This is a genomic window from Bradyrhizobium acaciae (assembly GCF_020889785.1).
Classification (GTDB): domain Bacteria; phylum Pseudomonadota; class Alphaproteobacteria; order Rhizobiales; family Xanthobacteraceae; genus Bradyrhizobium; species Bradyrhizobium acaciae.
The window spans coordinates 37,850-54,447 of sequence record NZ_JACMYK010000036.1 but is presented as its reverse complement, the minus strand read 5'-3'; the positions used below and the strand labels follow the sequence as shown (position 1 = coordinate 54,447).

14 protein-coding genes are annotated in these 16,598 nt (G+C 66.0%); 7 read left to right on the top strand and 7 right to left on the bottom strand.

Annotated features, from left to right (window positions below; all coding sequences use genetic code 11):
- Positions 1–865: FUSC family protein (locus H8A92_RS16870; protein WP_229196829.1), on the bottom strand; the 865-nt coding region annotated here is incomplete at its 3' end.
- A 132-nt stretch (positions 866–997) separates the two neighbouring features.
- Here H8A92_RS16870 and H8A92_RS16865 point away from each other — a divergent pair.
- Positions 998–2,368: an MmgE/PrpD family protein gene (locus H8A92_RS16865; protein WP_229196828.1), complete on the top strand. Its 1,371-nt coding sequence runs from the start codon at positions 998–1,000 to the stop codon at positions 2,366–2,368.
- 198 nt (positions 2,369–2,566) lie between these two features.
- On the opposite strand, the gene H8A92_RS16860 is transcribed toward H8A92_RS16865, so the two are convergent.
- The 4 genes from H8A92_RS16860 to H8A92_RS16845 all read right to left on the bottom strand — a co-directional run bounded on the left by H8A92_RS16860 (position 2,567) and on the right by H8A92_RS16845 (position 6,477).
- The gene (locus H8A92_RS16860; RefSeq protein ID WP_229196827.1) at positions 2,567–2,857 is read right to left on the bottom strand and encodes a DUF1330 domain-containing protein; all 291 of its coding nucleotides are present in this window, start codon (positions 2,855–2,857) and stop codon (positions 2,567–2,569) included.
- Positions 2,858–2,983: 126 nt separating this feature from the next.
- Entirely contained in the window at positions 2,984–4,411 is a 1,428-nt protein-coding gene (locus H8A92_RS16855) for a serine hydrolase domain-containing protein (RefSeq protein WP_229196826.1), read from the bottom strand.
- Between the two features lie 375 nt (positions 4,412–4,786).
- Complete coding sequence (locus H8A92_RS16850; RefSeq protein ID WP_229196825.1) at positions 4,787–5,848, bottom strand: helix-turn-helix domain-containing protein; 1,062 nt, start codon at positions 5,846–5,848, stop codon at positions 4,787–4,789.
- 53 nt (positions 5,849–5,901) lie between these two features.
- Positions 5,902–6,477: a GNAT family N-acetyltransferase gene (locus H8A92_RS16845; RefSeq protein WP_229196824.1), complete on the bottom strand. Its 576-nt coding sequence runs from the start codon at positions 6,475–6,477 to the stop codon at positions 5,902–5,904.
- A gap of 161 nt (positions 6,478–6,638) precedes the next feature.
- Here H8A92_RS16845 and H8A92_RS16840 point away from each other — a divergent pair, with 161 nt between their 5' ends.
- The 6 genes from H8A92_RS16840 to H8A92_RS16815 all read left to right on the top strand — a co-directional run bounded on the left by H8A92_RS16840 (position 6,639) and on the right by H8A92_RS16815 (position 14,441).
- On the top strand, positions 6,639–7,556 hold the full coding sequence (locus H8A92_RS16840) for a pirin family protein (RefSeq protein ID WP_229187012.1): 918 nt from the start codon (positions 6,639–6,641) through the stop codon (positions 7,554–7,556).
- 86 nt (positions 7,557–7,642) lie between these two features.
- Positions 7,643–8,557, top strand: coding sequence for a phosphoribosylaminoimidazolesuccinocarboxamide synthase (locus H8A92_RS16835; RefSeq protein ID WP_229196823.1), 915 nt, complete (start codon positions 7,643–7,645; stop codon positions 8,555–8,557).
- 265 nt (positions 8,558–8,822) lie between these two features.
- Entirely contained in the window at positions 8,823–9,863 is a 1,041-nt protein-coding gene (locus tag H8A92_RS16830; RefSeq protein ID WP_229196822.1) for a zinc-dependent alcohol dehydrogenase, read from the top strand.
- Between the two features lie 282 nt (positions 9,864–10,145).
- The gene (locus H8A92_RS16825) at positions 10,146–10,952 is read left to right on the top strand and encodes a crotonase/enoyl-CoA hydratase family protein (RefSeq protein ID WP_229196821.1); all 807 of its coding nucleotides are present in this window, start codon (positions 10,146–10,148) and stop codon (positions 10,950–10,952) included.
- A gap of 70 nt (positions 10,953–11,022) precedes the next feature.
- Positions 11,023–12,069, top strand: coding sequence for an alpha/beta fold hydrolase (locus tag H8A92_RS16820; protein WP_229196820.1), 1,047 nt, complete (start codon positions 11,023–11,025; stop codon positions 12,067–12,069).
- Positions 12,070–12,287: 218 nt separating this feature from the next.
- On the top strand, positions 12,288–14,441 hold the full coding sequence (locus tag H8A92_RS16815) for an SLC26A/SulP transporter family protein (protein WP_229196819.1): 2,154 nt from the start codon (positions 12,288–12,290) through the stop codon (positions 14,439–14,441).
- Here H8A92_RS16815 and H8A92_RS16810 read toward each other — a convergent pair.
- Together H8A92_RS16810 and H8A92_RS16805 are read right to left on the bottom strand one after the other, a co-directional pair.
- The gene (locus tag H8A92_RS16810) at positions 14,438–15,808 is read right to left on the bottom strand and encodes an NAD(P)/FAD-dependent oxidoreductase (protein ID WP_229196818.1); all 1,371 of its coding nucleotides are present in this window, start codon (positions 15,806–15,808) and stop codon (positions 14,438–14,440) included. The two genes, H8A92_RS16815 and H8A92_RS16810, sit on opposite strands and share 4 nt — an antisense overlap.
- On the bottom strand, positions 15,805–16,500 hold the full coding sequence (locus H8A92_RS16805; RefSeq protein ID WP_229196817.1) for a GntR family transcriptional regulator: 696 nt from the start codon (positions 16,498–16,500) through the stop codon (positions 15,805–15,807). Before H8A92_RS16805 ends, H8A92_RS16810 begins: the two co-directional genes overlap by 4 nt.
- Positions 16,501–16,598: the final 98 nt, after the last annotated feature.

The window sequence follows — 16,598 nt, the reverse complement described above, 5'->3', positions numbered from 1 at the left end:
CGACCGCCACCATGTAAGTCACGATGGCATTGCTGACATCGGCCAACGGCCGCGCCAGCCTGGCCTGGATATCGGCCGGCAGCGGCACGACGCAGGCGCGCCCGATCATCACGACGTCATGCCGCAGCCGCTGGATCGTTCGCAGCAGCGGACCGGTGTCCGGCCCCGACGACAGATGCATGGTGCGTTCGCGCTCGGCCTCGAGCCCGGTCGCGTGCAGATTGGTCACCGCGGTGCCGATGCCATCCTGGATCCGGTGCAGCGCGTCGTTGTCGAGGCCGCGCGTCAGACCGGCGAGCAATTCGGCGAACGCCGCCGAGAGCAGTTCCAGCAGCTTCGACGCGTTGACCCTGATCTGGCTGACCGCGCGCGACGGCAGCACCAGGAACGAGATCAGAAGTCCGGTGAGCGCGCCGACGGTGACCTCGAGGACACGGTCGATCGCCGAATCCAGCGGGTTGGAATGATGCATCGTCGGCAGCAGCAGCACGATCACCGCCGTCACCGTCGCCGAGTTCAGGCTCGGATTAAGCGCGGCGATGAAGGCCAGCGGCACGATCGCCAAGACCAGCAGCGCCAGCAGGCTGCCCTCGCCGGAATGCGGGATCAGCACCGCGATCGCGCCGCCGTAAATGGCGCCGCCGATGGTGCCGAGCATGTAGTCCCTCGTTGCCTTCAGCGAGCGGCCGACGCTCATTTGCGTCACGATCAGCGAGGTCAGCACCGCCCAGAGCGGCAGCATGAGGTTGAGCGCCACCGCGATGACATAGGCCGCCACGCCGGCGGACGCGATCCGTACCGCCAGCGCCAGCTGCGTCTTGCGGCTCCAAAGCTTGTCGAACATGCGTTTTGCGAAGGTCCTCATGCACCCTGATCCGCAATCAATGGAAAGGCCTATGTTAAGGGACGTCGAGCATGGCTGCTGCCCGCGGCGGCAAGGTGGCTTGAAAGGCCAAACCCGCCCGCCTACCCTGCGCCGCAAGATTGAGGAAACACGATGGCCCACGAAACCGCAACGCTCGCCGCCTATGTCGCCGACCTGAAATTCGAGGATATCCCGCCGGAGGTGCTGGAGCGCGCCAAGATTTTGACGCTGGATTTCCTGGGCAGCACCATCCGAGCCCGCCGCGATGCGGAATCGACGCCCGCGCTGATGAAGATGCTGGAGGCGCTGGCGCTCGACGGAAAGGGCGAGGCCACGGTGTTCGGCGACACCAAGACCTGGACCCCGGCGGTGGCGGCGCTGCTCAACGGTGCGCTCGGCCATTCGCTCGACTTCGACGATACCCATGCCGATTCCTCGCTGCATCCGAGTGCGCCGGTGGTGCCCGCTGCGTTCGCGGTCGGCGAGATGGTCGGCGCCTCCGGCCGCGACGTGCTGACCGCGATCGTCGCCGGCTATGAAGTGTGCTGCCGGCTCGGCAACGCGCTCGATCCGACCTCGCATTACGCCCGCGGCTTCCATCCGACTGCGACCGCCGGCACCTATGGCGCCGCCGCCGCGGCGGCCAAGCTGTTCGGGCTCTCGAAGGAGCAGATCATCTCCGCGTTCGGCGTCTCCGGCAGCCAGGCTGCGGGTTCGCTGCAATTCCTGGTCAACGGCGCCTGGAACAAGCGCTACCAGGTCGGCGCCGCCGCGATGAACGGCGTGATCGCAGCGACCCTCGCACGCAACGACTTCATCGGTTCGAGCGAGTCGGTCGAGGGCAAACATGGCCTTTTGGTCGGCTACACCGACGATGCGCATCCGGACAAGGCGGTGGCGGACTTGGGCCACACCTATGAGACGCTGAAGATCGGCGTGAAGCCCTATCCGAGCTGCCGCTACACCCACGCCGCGATCGACGCACTGATCGCGATGCGGCGCGAGCACAATCTGACGCCGGACCAGATCAGGAAGGTCGAGATCGGCCTGCACCGCAACGGCATCACATTGACCGGCGATGCCGCCACCAAGCGCCACCCGACCTCGGTGGTCGGCGGCCAGTTCTCGATGTTCTTCACCGGCGCGATCGCGCTCGACCAGGGCCATTTCGGCTGGGACGACTACGACCGGCTGGGCGACAAGGCGATCGACGCGCTCGCCGACAAGTTCGACGTGGTGCAGGACGACCGGCTCGAGGTCGGTCGCACTCACCCGTTCGGCGCCCGCGTCTCGATCACCACCGACGACGGCGTGCATGAGCGCCTCTATGCCGATCCGTCCGGCGAGCCGACCTCGTTCCCCGACGCGCAGGCGATGCAGCAGAAGTTTCTGACGCTGGCCCGCCCGGTGCTCGACAAGCGCGCCGACCAGCTCGCCGACGCGATCCTGACGCTGGAGCGGTTCGATCGCGTGGACAAGGCGACGCAGCTGGGGCGGCAGTAAGCGAGGCGCCCTCATCTGAAGCAGAGTCGAAGCGGCATATGCCGCTGTCGTCCCTGCGAAAGCAGGGACCCATACTCCGCAGCAGATGTTGTGAACGGGACTCGTCGTTCCAGCGTCAGGCAATGAGCGGCATTTGTGGTTATGGGTCCCTGCGTTCGCAGGGACGACACTGAGATTGGGAGAGAACGAGCGCCTCCCCTACCCCTCGCCATCGATAATCACAAAATCCCCGTCCGAATATTTCTGCCGGATCGCCTTGGCGGCCTGATATTCCGCGCAGGTGTAGCATTCCATCGCGGTGGCGCGATCCCTGAACTCGATGATGAAATTGCGCTGGCGCGCTGCGCCTTCCATCACCTCGAAGGGGCCGTTGCGCACGATGAAGTTGGCGCCGAATCTGGCGAATACCGGCATCGCGGCGGCGAGGTATTCGGGATACCGTGCTTCGTCGTGTACCGTGACGTGCACGATCCAGTAGGCTTTCGGCATGATGGTCTCCGGCTGCGGCGGTTCTCGAAACGATGGCGCACCTCGTGCGAGATGCGCCGCCGCATCAGAAAATTCCTCGCGCGGAGATCCAATTCACGATCGCGCGGGCGGTGTGTGACGTGCCGGTCAATTGCCGCCCGCGAGCCTCGCGTTGCCGGACGTTGCCGCGACGACATCGCGAACGAGGTCGAACACACCGTCCGCCTTGGGCGGCGCGTTCGGCGAACGGCCGAGCCGCACGATGACCAGCCGCTGTGACGGCACGATAATCACATACTGCCCGATCGTGCCCTTGGCGAAGAACGCGTCGCGCGGCATGCCGTGCTCGACGCGATATTTGGCGCCAAAACTGTCACCGAGATTGGTCCAGAAGCCCGCCCCGATGCCGACCCAGGCGTTCGGCGTCGGCGACGCCGAGTACTTCACCCAGCCCGCGGGCAGGATGCGCCGGCCGCCGGCCACGCCGTCGTCGACGTAGAGCTGGCCGAACCGCGCCCAGTCGCGTGCGCTCGCCATGATCGCGCCTGATCCTTCCGGCGTGCCCGCCGCATCGAACTGCATGACGACGTTACGCATGCCGAGCGGATCGAACAATTCGCGGCGCGCGAAGCGCAGCACGTCGGCGGCAAGGCCGCCGGCCGCGCCGCGGATCAGATGCGAGAGGATGATGAAATTGCCGTCGTGATAATTCCAGGCTTGGCCCGGCGCGGTCTCGAGCGAAATGCTCTCGGCGTACGCGGCCATGTCGGATTCCATGTACTTCATCCGGTTGACCGGTTCGAGCGCGGAGGCTAGTGAGGCCTGCAACGAGCTGCCGAGCGCAAGGCCCGCGGTGTGACGCAACAATTGATCGACCGTGATCGCGTGGCGCGGATCGTCGGGATTTTTCCAGGCGGCGATCGGCACCGGCTGGTCGATCGCGAGCTTGCCGTCGCGCACCAAAATTCCGATCAGGGCCGAGATCACCGATTTGGTTGCGGAGAAGCCGAGCAGCGGGGTCTCGATGCCGATGCCGTCGGCGTAGCGCTCGGCGACGACGCGGCCGTCCTTCATCACGACAACCGCGCGGGTGCGGCGGAACGGCGGCTCCGCCGGTTCGGCGAACGCGCGATCGAGCGCAGCGGCTAGCTGCGGGGTCTGCGGCGCGACGAGCGCGGGACCGGCGATCTCGGGCAGCGGCGCGGCCTGCGGCCTGGCAGGTGGCAATGCGATTTCGGCCAGCGTCTCGCCATGTTCGAGCGTACAGCCGACACCCTCGCGATAGACCGCATGGCTGCGGCCGAGCCCGAACAGCGTCACGGTGACGTCCCTGCGGTCGAGGTCGACCTCGGTGTCCATCGCCCAGGTGATCAGGCCGGCGCCCGGCATCGCCTCGGTGGTCTCGGTCAGGTTCCGCCTCGGGTCGAGCCCACTGACGAAGGTCTCCGAGCAGACGACGTTGGCGACAAAGCCGGTCGCCACCCTCGGGACATCGCGGGCGCGGGCGGCGGACAGTGCCAGCGCCGCGAAAGCGGTGGTGGCGACGAGAATGAAGACGAGCTTTCGACGGGTCACGGGATCCTCCGGCATGGCGCAATGGGTGCGTGGCCGGGATCAGGCCGCAGCGGACGCGAGAGCGCTCGCCGGATTTCGAAATTGGGCTGGCCGAGGATTGGGAAGGGCTGGTCGATTCTGGAATTGTCGTGCGATTACAACGCCTCATGGTAAGGGACGCACGCTAGTCAGGCTCCCTCCCCCCCTTGCGGGGGAGGGTTGGGGAGAGGGGTGGCCCCGGGCGAGACGGTCGATGCAAGCACCGCCGTCACGACATGCAGCACCACATCGCAACGCAGTTTGAGAGACCACCCGAGTGGTACCCCTCTCCCTAACCCTCCCCCGCAAGGGGGGAGGGAACCCGGCCGCCGGTGCGCCCCTCGCGTCAGCGACCCCTTATGCCGCGCTCACCTTCAGCTTCCGGTACTCCGTCGGGGTCACGCCTGTCGTCGCCTTGAAGGCGCGGTTGAAGGGGCCGAGGGACTGGAAGCCGGCATCCATCGCGATGGTGATGACCGGGACCTCGGCCTGCGAGGGGTCGGCGAGCGCGGCCTTGGCTTCCTCGATCCGGTGGTTGTTGAGGAAGACGTTGAAATTGCGGTAGCCGAGCCGCTGGTTGATCAGCCGCCGCAGACGGTACTCGGGGATCTTCAGCCGGGTCGCCAACGTGCCGATGGTGACGTTATCCTGGCGGTAGATGCGCTCGTCCGCCATCAGGCGCATCAGGGCATTGACCAGCTTCTGGTCGGCGGCCTCCTCCATCGCGGCCGGCTGCGCATTGGCAATGACGGGCTCGACCGGCAGGGCGAACAGATCGGCGCCATCGACGCGCATCATCGTCCAGGTGATGGCCGCGACGATGCCGGTGAGCACGACGGCGTTGAGCAGATTGGCCCACTCCACCGTCACGCGGCTGCCGGCATACGCGATCTGCAGCAGCGCGTTCATCCCGCCGTACAGCGCAGAGGCGGCGACTATGAAGACACGGACACGGCGGCGGCGCTCGACAAGATCCGCCGACCATGATCCGACGGTCTGCGCCACGGCAAGCGCGATGAAGACGAGCGCCAGCAGATTGACTGTGGTAATCGCCGCCCGCGCGTGGCCACCGGGTGCGATCCACATGCAGTTGACGAAGCTGAACGTCACCACCGCGGCCCAGATCAGGCCGTGCCACCAACGCAGGACGAAGGCGTCATCGAACAGCGCGCGGGTGAACAGCCAGAACACCACGATGTCGCCGGTCGAAAGCGCGATCAGCGGTGCGTGCCAGACCGAGATCGGTTCCCCGGCACCAATCGATGCGGTCACCGCATGCGCAGCCGTGCCGAGCGCGAAAGCGATCACGAGCCGCCCCGCCAACACGTTGCGGAAATCCGCGAACATCGAGGCCGCAAGCACCAGCAGCAGCGTCACCGCGGCGGCGCGCAGGCAGAGTTCGGTTGCGGCCAATGTCATCGGTCGAAAGCATCTCCGGGTCAGCCGAACAATCGTCGCCCAAGCGGGGTTTTTCAAGCCGGATCGCGGCGCCACCGCCCACGCGCCGTCACCCAGATATCAACGATGTCGCCCTCGAGCTTGCCCGGCCCCTCGTTCACGGCACCGAGCCGCCGCGCCACCGCCTGCGAGGCGACGTTGGCCGGGTCGATGCAGTGGATGATGCGGTCGACCGTGAAATTGGCGAACACAAAGTCGATCGCGGCGCGCGCCGCCTCCACCGCATAGCCTTTTCCGCGGTACTCTTTGGCGATGCCCCAGCCGACCTCGAAGCCCGGCCATTCCGGCGGAAAGTACGGACCGACGCGGCCGATGTAGCGGCGGGAGGATTTTTCTTCGACCGCAAACATGCCGAAGCCATGCAGCGCCCAGTGGCCCGAGATGACGGCGGCGTTGCGCCAGCCCTTCAGCTCCGACGTGACCGGCTGATGATCCGGCGTGATGAAGCGCGCCGTCTCGGGATCGGACAGCATTTTCGTGTTGTCGGCGACATCGGATGCGCGCCACGGCCGCAGGATGAGCCGCGCCGTCTCGATCACGGGGCCATCGACCCGCGACAGCTTTGCGCCCGGCCTGATCAGAGAAACCATCACATCCTCCAGTTTCCGGAATTATGCCGTTGTCATCAAACGCACACCAGAGCCGAACACTCCGCCGTCGTCCCTGCGAAAGCAGGGACCGCGCCGACCCGTTGGCTTGGCCGGGACGACGGATGGGGTATGATCGGAGGAAAGTACAAAGGAGTATTGTGATGAGCTGGCAGCCCTCGACCGATCCCGAACTCGGCGATCCCCAAACCTGCGACGCGCTGGATCTGATCATCGTGCCGCGTACCCGCGATCTCGGCGACGGTTTTGCGGTGCGCCGCGCGCTGCCGCACGGCAAGCGGCAGATGGTCGGGCCCTTCATCTTCTTCGACCATTTCGGCCCGGTGCAATATCTCGCCGGCAAGGGCATGGACGTGCGGCCGCATCCGCATATCGGGCTCGCCACCGTCACCTATCTGTTCGACGGCAGCATCATGCATCGCGACAGCGAGGGCAACATCCAGGAGATCCAGCCCGGCGCGATGAACCTGATGACCGCGGGCCGCGGCATCGCGCATTCCGAGCGCACCCCCGACGTGCAGCGCCGCGACGGCCAGAAGATGCTGGGCCTGCAGAGCTGGATCGCACTGCCTGCGGGCAAGGAGGAGATCGCGCCCTCGTTCCAGCATTATGGCGCGGGCGACCTGCCGATGATCTCCGAGCGCGACTTCACCGCGCGGGTCATCGCGGGCTCGGCCTTCGGCATCTCCTCGCCAGTCAGCATGGTCTCGCCGTGGTTCTATACCGAGGTGACCGCCAAGGCCGGCACCTCGGTGCCACTCGACCCTGACCATGAGGAGCGCGCGATCTATCTCGTCGATGGAGAGGTCGAGATCGCGGGCGACCGCCACGAGGGGCCGCGGCTTTTGATCTTCCGGCCGGGCGACCGTATCACCGTGAAAACGCTGCGACCGACCCGCATGATGTTCCTGGGCGGCGATGCCCTGGAAGGCCCGCGCCACATCTGGTGGAATTTCGTCTCCTCCTCCAAGGAGCGGATCGAGCAGGCCAAACAGGACTGGAAAACCGGGCGTTTCGCGCAGGTTCCGCACGAACACGAGTTCATTCCGCTGCCGGAGTGAGCTATTCCCGTGATAATCTTTCGCGCCCGCACCCCTCGTGTGCGGGCGCACGTCTTTGAGAAACCAGCCCGGAAAGACCCACGCCCATGACCGCGATGCTGTCCAGCGATTTGCCCCTGCCCCGGATCGGCCGCGGCAAGGTGCGCGATATCTACGCCGTCGGCGACGATCGCGTGCTGCTGCTCACCACCGACCGCATCTCGGCGTTCGACGTGGTGATGGCGGAAACCATTCCGATGAAGGGCGCGGTGCTGACCCAGATCAGCGCCTGGTGGTTCCGGCAGCTCGAAGGCACCGTGCCGCATCACATGATCAGCGCCGATGCCGACGAGATCATCCGCGCAGTCCCCGAGCTGAAGAACCATCGCGCCGACATCCTCGGCCGCGCGATGCTGTGCAAGCGCACCACCGTGTTTCCGATCGAATGCGTGATCCGCGGCTACATCTCCGGCTCGGCGTGGAAGGAATACGCGGCCGAGGGCACCCTCGCCGGTGAGAAGCTCGCTGCCGGGCTGGTCGAGAGCCAAAAGCTCGAGCCCGCGATCTTCAGCCCGGCGACCAAGGCCGAGGCCGGCCATGACGAGAACATCACGGTGGCGCGGGCGCGCGAGATCCTGGGCGCGGACGTTGCCGCGACGCTCGAGAAGATGGCGCGCGATGTCTACGGCTATGGCGAACAGACCAGCCGCGCCCGCGGCATCATCATTGCCGACACCAAGTTCGAATTCGGCCGCGACAGAAACGGCCGCATCATCCTGATCGACGAGGTGATGACGCCGGATTCCTCGCGCTTCTGGGCAGTCGACGCCTACAAGCCCGGCCAGCCGCAGCCAAGCTTCGACAAGCAGCCGCTGCGCGACTATCTCGACATCGAGCGCCACGCCGGCCGCTGGAACGGCGACGCCCCCGCCCCGGCGCTGCCGGCCAGCGTCGTCGAAGCGACCAGCAAGCGGTACCTGGAAGCGTATCGGCGCGTAACGGGGACCGAGCTGAAGGTCTAGCAGCTGTCCTTCCCCTATCTATCACCGTCACCCTGAGGTGCTCGCGAAAGCGAGCCTCGAAGGGTCGACGGCCACCAGCGGGGCCGTGCATCCTTCGAGGCTCGCTCCGCTCGCACCTCAGGATGACGGGAAGAACGGTGTGCCTGTATCAACCGACTGCACCGCTTCCCCGGGCCAGGTGAATCCCATTCACCCCTGTTGAAGACAAACCTTTTGTCGTCGCGTCGGCCTCCCTGCACTCTCGGCGCAAAGCGGAGAGTGCACGATGCGGCAATTGACTTATGTCGGCGGCAACGAGGTCGAATGGTGGGACGTTCCCGCACCCAAACTACAGGATGACCGCGACGCGCTGGTGCAGCCGCTCGCGGTGACGCGCTGCGATCTCGATCTTGCGATCGTCCACGGCAGATCGGGCCTGGCCGGCCCGTTTGCGCTCGGACATGAAACCGCGGGCCGGATCGTCGAGATCGGCGGAGCCGTGAGGAATTTTGCGCCCGGCGATCTCGTCATCGTTCCATTCCAGATCAGCTGCGGCGCCTGCGACCGCTGCCGGCGCGGCCACACCAATGCCTGCACGGCGGTGCCGTTCCGCTCCTCCTACGGGTTGAAGCCGGTCTGCGGCGTGGAATATGGCGGCGGGCTGTCCGATCTGATCCGCGTGCCGTTTGCCGATCACATGCTGGTCCGCCAACCGTCAGGCCATGCCTTGTCGCAGACGGCGGGGCTGGCGAACGGCGCGACCGACGGATTCAGCGCGGTGGCGCGCTGGCTCCAGCAGCGGCCCGGCGCCGATGTGCTCGTGATCGGCGGTTTCGCCCAGTCGCTTGCGATGTTCGCGGTGCAGGCAGCGGTGGCGCGTGGCGCCGGCCGCATCGTCTATCTCGACGATCACGCGCCGCGCCTCGCCAAGGCGAAGTCGCTCGGTGCCGAGATCATCGAAGCCCCTAGCGGCTTGTCGATCGAGCCGCCAGGCTTGTTCCCGATCGTGATCGATGCGGCCGCAACCGACGCCAGCATGCTGCTGGCGATCCGCGCCACCGAACCCAACGGCATCTGCCAGCGCATGTATGGCGACTTCGCCGAGACGACGCCGGTCCCGCTCCGGCACATGTACGGCACCGGCGTCACCTTGAAGGTCTCGCGCGTCAATGTCCGCGCCGAGCTGCCCGATTGCGTGGCCCATGTTGCGGCAGGTCATTACCACCCGGAGCATGTGATCACCCGCCGCATTCGCTTTGAGGACGCGCATGAGGCGATCGGCGACCCGACCATCCGCCTCGCCTTCGTTCGCGATGGCATTGCCTGACGGGCAAGGACAGGTCCGTCGGGCGGACAAAGGCGCGATCGCGCCGTACCCACCATCCCGACCATGCTCGTGAGGGCGGGCGCGCTTTGCCCGCCTTGCGGAATTGCGACCGTCATTGCGGATCGCTCCGCAACAGCGCAAAATTCTCTGGTCATTCCGGGACGGTCCGCAGGACCGGGCCTGGAATCCTTCGTCCGCACAACAAGCGGCGGAATGGATTCCGGGTTCGCGCTTCGCGCGCCCCGGAGTGACGACAAGAACAACAAGCCCAGGGAGCGACCCATGTCCGATGCCGATACCGTGCTCGTCGAGCGCGATGGTCCTGTCACCATCATCTCCATCAATCGCCCGCACAACCGCAACGCCGTCGACGGCGCAACGGCACGCAGATTGTATGACGCATTCCTCGCCTTCGACGCAGACGCGAGCGCATCGGTTGCGGTGTTCACCGGCACCGGCGGCTATTTCTGCGCCGGCGCCGACCTGAAGGCGGTGGCGGCCGGCGATCCCGAGAAGAAACGCGAGGTCGGCGGCCACAACACGATCGCGCCGATGGGCCCGAGCCGGTTGCGGTTGTCGAAGCCGGTGATCGCCGCGATCGAGGGCTTTGCGGTCGCCGGCGGCATGGAACTGGCGCTATGGGCCGACATGCGCGTCGTCGCCGAGGACGCGACCTTCGGCGTATTCTGCCGCCGCTTCGGCGTGCCGCTGATTGATCTCGGCACCATCCGCCTGCCGCGGCTGATCGGCCATTCGCAGGCGATCGATTTGATCCTCACCGGACGCCCGGTCACAGGTCCTGAGGCCCACCGCATGGGGCTCGCGAACCGGCTGGTGCCGAAGGGCGAAGCCCGCGCGCACGCCGTCGCGCTCGCCAAGGACATCGCGAAATTCCCGCAGAACTGCATGCGCGCCGACCGCCTGTCGGCGTTGCGGCAATGGGACCTCGAGGAGGAAGAGGCGATCAGGAACGAGATGCGCGGCGGCCTCGACGTGATCGCATCAGGCGAAACGTTGTCGGGCGCGGCGCGGTTCGCCTCGGGCGTCGGCCGTCACGGCGCCTTTGGCAATGAGGGCGGCAACGGGTAGTCCCGCCGTGCCGGCCTTTGCGTTCCCGCCGCCGACGTGCTGAGCTGCCGCACCATTCTGAAAGCAAAAGATGCCCGCGCAATCGACCGCCACCGAGCTGAAGCACTTCACGACATCCGATTTCCGCCTGGAGAACGGCAGCGTGCTGGGCGAAGTCACCATCGCGTACCGCACCGTCGGCACACTGGCGCCGAACCGCGACAACGTCGTGCTGGTGACCCACGGCAACACCAGCGGGCCGCAGATGATCGATCCCGGCGGATCGACCGGCGAAGGCAGCTGGTGCGAGATCGTCGGCCCCGGCAAGGCCGTCGACACCAACAGCTACTTCGCGATCTGCCCGAACATGCTGGGCTCGTCGTACGGCTCGACCAATGCGGCGAGCATCGATCCGCGGACCGGACGGCGTTACGGGCCGCGCTTCCCTGATATCACCGTCAGCGACATCGTCGCCACCCAGCGTGCGCTGCTCGATGACCTCGGCGTCGAACAGCTCGTTGCAATCGTCGGCCCGTCCTACGGCGGATTCCAGGCGCTGCAATGGGCGGTGAACTATCCCGACGCCATGCGCGGCACCGCCGCAGTCGTCACCGCGCCGCTGGTGCCGCGCGAGCGCGCCGAGGGCAACGTCGCGCGCCTGATGGCGGTGCTGTCGCAGGATCCGAACTGGAACGGCGGCGACTATTACGACCACGGCGGCGTGCTCGAAAGCATGATCCAGATCCGCACCGCGACGCTGAAGACCTACGGCATCGAAACGCGGCTGCGCGACACGCTGACCGACCCTATGGAGATCGAGGCCGCAATCCGCGCCGAGGCGACGGAATGGGCCAGGGGGTTCGACGCCAATTCGTTGCTGACACTCGGCAAGGCGCTGCGCGGCTTCGACGTGACGGCGCAGTTCGGACGGATCAAGGCCAAGGTGCTCTATGTGCTGTCGCGAACCGACAGACTGTTCCCGCCGGAGCTTGCGCAACAGGTGATGCCGGCGCTGAAGGCAGCCGGCGTCGATGCCGATTACTTTCTGCTCGACAGCGATTACGGCCACTCCGCGTCGGGCCGCGACGCGCACAAATGGGCACCGCGGTTGCGCGCATTCATGGACAGCCTCGGCTAGGCAGTCGGCTCCAATCGATACATTCGATCCGGGAACCCGCACCCTCGCCCTCCCTCGCAACCGGGAGAGGCGGAAAATGCGCGTATTGAGAACCGCTTGCCACAAAAATCCTGTTGTCGTCCTGCGCTTCGCTCGTCTACGACTGGCGGCGTAAGTTTGGGATATTTTTCAACGTGATTAGTCGGCCGCTTTATTTCGGCTCGCGCGCGCGGCGAGCCATGCACGATGTTCTCGGTGGTGGTGCGGCCAGCGTGCTCGGCATCACGTTCGGCCTGTCCTACGCGCTGCTGATCTTCGCCGGCCCCTTGTCGCCCTATCTGTCATACGGCGTCGCGGCGACATTCATCTCCTCAGCGGTGCTCGCGACCTTCATTGCACTCGGCAGCTCGCTGCCTTTCGCGGTCGCCGGCCCCGACAGCTCCACCGCGGCAGTGACGGGAATCCTGATGGCCTCGCTGGTCGAGCGCATCGTTGCGGCCAACCCGACGGCGCCGCTGCTCGCACCGGTGCTGATCACGCTCGGGCTCTCGACCATCGTCACCGGCATCGTGCTGTGCTGTCTCGGGCTGACGCGGTTCGGCCGCGCCATCCGCTATGTGCCCTACCCTGTCGTCGGCGGGTTCCTCGGGGCAACCGGCCTGCTGATCGTGCTGGGCGCGATCAGGGTCATCACCGGCTACCCCGTTCAGCTCAGCACGCTCTTCCATTTTACCAATATCATCACGATCTCCGAGCTCAGCGCCGCCTGCGCGATGGCGCTGGTGCTGTATCTGACCTGGCACCGCTCGCGCACCCCGTTCGGCCTGCCAATCATCCTGATCGGCGGCGTGATCGTGGCGCATCTCACGTTCTGGATCATCGGCATCACGCCCGAGGAAGCCCATCTGACCGGCTGGACCTTCGTGCCGCCGCCGGCATCGACGTTCATGCTGCCGTGGCACACGGCCGATCTGGTACAATATCCGTGGTCGGCGGTACCGGACCTGCTCGGCAACATGATCGCAGTCGTCTTCGTCACGGCGGCGAGCACCTTGTTCAACACCACCGGCATCGAGGTGGCCGTGCATCGCGAGGCCAATCTCGAGCGCGAGCTCAACATCACCGGCTTCGCCAACATCGTGACCGGCGCGCTGGCCGGCTATGCCGGCTGTATCTCGGTCAGCCGCTCGATCCTCAATTTCTCCAGCGGCGGGCGGGGGCCCCTGTCGGGCCTGACGGTTGCGGCGATCTCGCTTTTGATGCTGGCCGTGGCGCCGCAGCTGCTCAGCTACATGCCGAAATTCGTGCTCGGCGGGCTGCTGATCTATCTCGGCGCCGACCAGCTGCACAAATGGATGGTCGAATCGCGCAAGCGGCTGTCGCGAACCGAATATCTGTCATTGCTCGCGATCATCGTCATCATCGTGGCCTGGGGCTTCGTGCCCGGCATCCTGATCGGCGTCATCATCGGCTGCGCCACCTTTGCGCTCAGCGCGGCGCGGGTCGAGGCGATCAAATACGGCTTCGACGGCTCGGAATATCGCAGCTCGCTGGATCGCTCGCGGGACGACCGCGAGGTGTTGTCGGCCCATGGCGGCAAGATCCAGGGACTGACACTGCAAAGCTATCTGTTTTTCGGCTCCGCCAACCGGCTCTACCAGCACGTCAAGACGCTGCTGCGCGAGCACCCGGAGTGCCGCTACCTGCTGTTCGACTTCAAGCTCGTCACCGGCGTCGATTCATCGGCGGCCTACAGCTTCGCGCAGATCAAGCGCAGCGCGCACGAGGTCGGCGTCGAGCTGGTGCTGGTGCATCTGTCGGCCAAGGCCGAGCAGGTGCTGCGCTCCAGCGATTTCATCACCGAGGGCGTCACCGCGATCGACGAGCTCGATCATGCACTGGAATGGTGCGAGAACCAGATCATCGCGCAGCACCAGGAACTCGCGCAGGAAGAGGCCGACCTGCGCGGCTGGTTCACGGGAATGCTCGACAGCGAGAATGACGCCGACGCGCTGATCCGGCGCTGCCAGCGCGTCGAGGTCGACGCCGGCGAGGTCATCGTGCACGCCGGCGACGCCGCCGATTCCATGCACTTCATCCTCGACGGCCGGCTCGGCATCATGATCCCCGCCGAGGACGGCCGCACCACGCGGGTGCGCAGCCTCGGCCGCTACACCACGATCGGCGAGATGGGCCTCGTCGCACACACCCCGCGCAGCGCGACCATCCAGGCCGAAATGGCGAGCGTGCTCTATGTGCTGAACACCCATCAGTTCGCCGCGATCCGCGACGAGGAGCCCGAACTCAGCCACAAGCTGCTGACCTATTTCGTGTCGGTGATGGCGGAGCGGCTGACCTTTGCGAACCGCACCATTGCGGTGTTGCGGCGCTAGAGAAGCCCGCGGCTTTCGCTTGCCGCAAGCTCGTTCATCAGCACCTGGTCATCATAGCGCGCGAGCGAAAGGCTGCGCGCGAAAGCCGGTGCCGGTACGCCGACCACGGCGCGGGCACAGAGGTCGCCGGTGGCGCAGGCGCCCATCGTGCCGTAACCGGACAACGCCGCGGCGAGGAACACGCCCGGCGTTTTCGCAGCCCCGATCAGCGGCCAGTTTTCTTTCGTCATCGGATAATAGCCGCCGTAATGCACGCGGTCGCGCGGCAGCGCGCCGAGATACTGCGCGAGGCGCGGCTGCAGCCGGCTGGCCGCGCGCAACACCACTTCGGGGAAGTACGGATTGAGCTCCGGCTCGCGGACCGGTGCCGTGGTCTGCTCGGCGTTGAAGGCCCAGCCGAGCTTGATCCACTCGCTATGATCGCCGCCATCGGGCCGGCAATGGATGCTGCCCGGCATCGGCTCCAACAGCTGCGAAAATTCCGGCGCCGCCGACAGCGCCTCGCGCTCGTCATCGGACCACGCCAGCGTCTGGCCGTCGAGATCGATCGCGAACGGCATCTTGCGATCGACGGCGCGGTTGCGATCGGCGAACGCGATCTTCTGCTGCAACACGTTGACGATCGGAAGCTGCTCGCCATGCATCGCCGCGACGTGCGCCGCGAACGGACCGGCGGCGTTGACGATGATGTCGGCCTTGATGGTCTGTCTCGCGCCGTCCGCCAGCACATCGACCACAAAACGATCGGTCTTCGCGATGCCGACCACCCTCGCCTGCTGAAACTGCGCACCCAGCGGACGCATGGTCTCCAGCATGTACTGGCCGAGCTGCTGGCCGCTGATGTCGCCCGCCCGGCGGATATGCAGCGCCGTCGAGATCTCCCTGTCGAAGCTCGGATAATGTGTCTGGATCAGATCGCGGCCGCGCAGGACATCGACACCGTCAGGCGCGCTCTGCCAGTCGGCCGAATCCGGCGGCACATAGCCGCGGCTTGTGCCCTCATGCAGGCGGATCAGCTTTGCGGCCTGCTCGCCGTAGCCGGCGTAGAGTTGCTGCAACAATTCTTCGGGCTTTTCCTCGCGCGTGACCAGGAGATATCCCCGCCGCGTCATGTGGATGCGATTGTCGCTGCGGCGCGCGATCTCCTCCATCAGATCGGTGGAGTGATTGGTAAAATCGGCCATCGTCGGATGCGGCCACCAGTTGCGGTAGTTCTCGCCCGATTGCGCCGAGGTCAGCGCCATCGGTTGGCCTTCATCGACGATCAGCAGGCGCGCGCGCTTGTGCTGGACGGCGAGGTAATAGGCCGTGGCGATGCCGACGATGCCCGCACCAATCACCAGGATTTCGACGTCATTGGTCTTCACGCGTGGTCTCCCGCATCGCGCACCGCCTGGCGCTGCGCCGAGCGCAGTGTCTTTTGCGTCTCCTCGATATGATCGCGCAGCAGCCGAACCGCCTTCTTGATCTCGCCCTCGCGGCAGAATTCAAGCAGCCGGTAGTGCTCGCGTTGCGGACGCTCCTTGCCGGTCGCCTGCGACACCAGCGCCCGCGTGAAGCGGCCGACATGACCGTAATTCGCCTCGATCATGCTGAGCAGCCGCGGGCGATTGCATGGCGCGTAGAGCGTGGCGTGGAATTTCCAGTTGAAGGCGCCCCATTGCGCCGGATCGGGCTCGGCGTCGTAGGCCTGGAGGATTTTCGTTGCCGCCTCGAGATCGATCTCGCCCATCGCGGGGATCGCCAATCGCAACGCATGGCATTCGAGCGCGATGCGGATCTCGAGCAGTTCGATCACCTCATCGATTGACAGGTCGGAAACGACGGCGCCGCGGTTGGGCAGGAAGGTGACAAAACCCTCGGCCTCGAGCTGGCGCAGCGCCTCGCGGACCGGGATGCGGCTGGTGCCGAATCGCGCGGCGAGCTCGTCCTGACGGAGCTGCAATCCGGGCGCGAGCTCGCCCGAGCTGATCGCAGCCCGCAGCGCCTCGCGCACGGCGTCCGGCGCGGAACCGTGTGGTCCGGCTGCTCGGTGGCTGACGGCGGTTGCGGGTTCCATCGGGCTTCCCTCTCGCTGAGTGACCCAGGATATCCGACTGGGCTACGATTGTATAAAATCTGTTTTTCGATTATGCAATCCTGTGTATAAAATCCATA

Bases quoted from the DNA above. Each gene is read 5' to 3' on its own strand.
- H8A92_RS16830 (WP_229196822.1), top strand. From the start codon at position 8,823: ATGCGGCAATTGACTTATGTCGGCGGCAACGAGGTCGAATGGTGGGAC.
- H8A92_RS16845 (WP_229196824.1), bottom strand. From the start codon at position 6,477: ATGGTTTCTCTGATCAGGCCGGGCGCAAAGCTGTCGCGGGTCGATGGC.
- H8A92_RS16820 (WP_229196820.1), top strand. From the start codon at position 11,023: ATGCCCGCGCAATCGACCGCCACCGAGCTGAAGCACTTCACGACATCC.
- H8A92_RS16815 (WP_229196819.1), top strand. From the start codon at position 12,288: ATGCACGATGTTCTCGGTGGTGGTGCGGCCAGCGTGCTCGGCATCACG.
- H8A92_RS16805 (WP_229196817.1), bottom strand. From the start codon at position 16,500: ATGGAACCCGCAACCGCCGTCAGCCACCGAGCAGCCGGACCACACGGT.
- H8A92_RS16860 (WP_229196827.1), bottom strand. From the start codon at position 2,857: ATGCCGAAAGCCTACTGGATCGTGCACGTCACGGTACACGACGAAGCA.
- H8A92_RS16825 (WP_229196821.1), top strand. From the start codon at position 10,146: ATGTCCGATGCCGATACCGTGCTCGTCGAGCGCGATGGTCCTGTCACC.
- H8A92_RS16865 (WP_229196828.1), top strand. From the start codon at position 998: ATGGCCCACGAAACCGCAACGCTCGCCGCCTATGTCGCCGACCTGAAA.
- H8A92_RS16835 (WP_229196823.1), top strand. From the start codon at position 7,643: ATGACCGCGATGCTGTCCAGCGATTTGCCCCTGCCCCGGATCGGCCGC.
- H8A92_RS16850 (WP_229196825.1), bottom strand. From the start codon at position 5,848: ATGACATTGGCCGCAACCGAACTCTGCCTGCGCGCCGCCGCGGTGACG.
- H8A92_RS16840 (WP_229187012.1), top strand. From the start codon at position 6,639: ATGAGCTGGCAGCCCTCGACCGATCCCGAACTCGGCGATCCCCAAACC.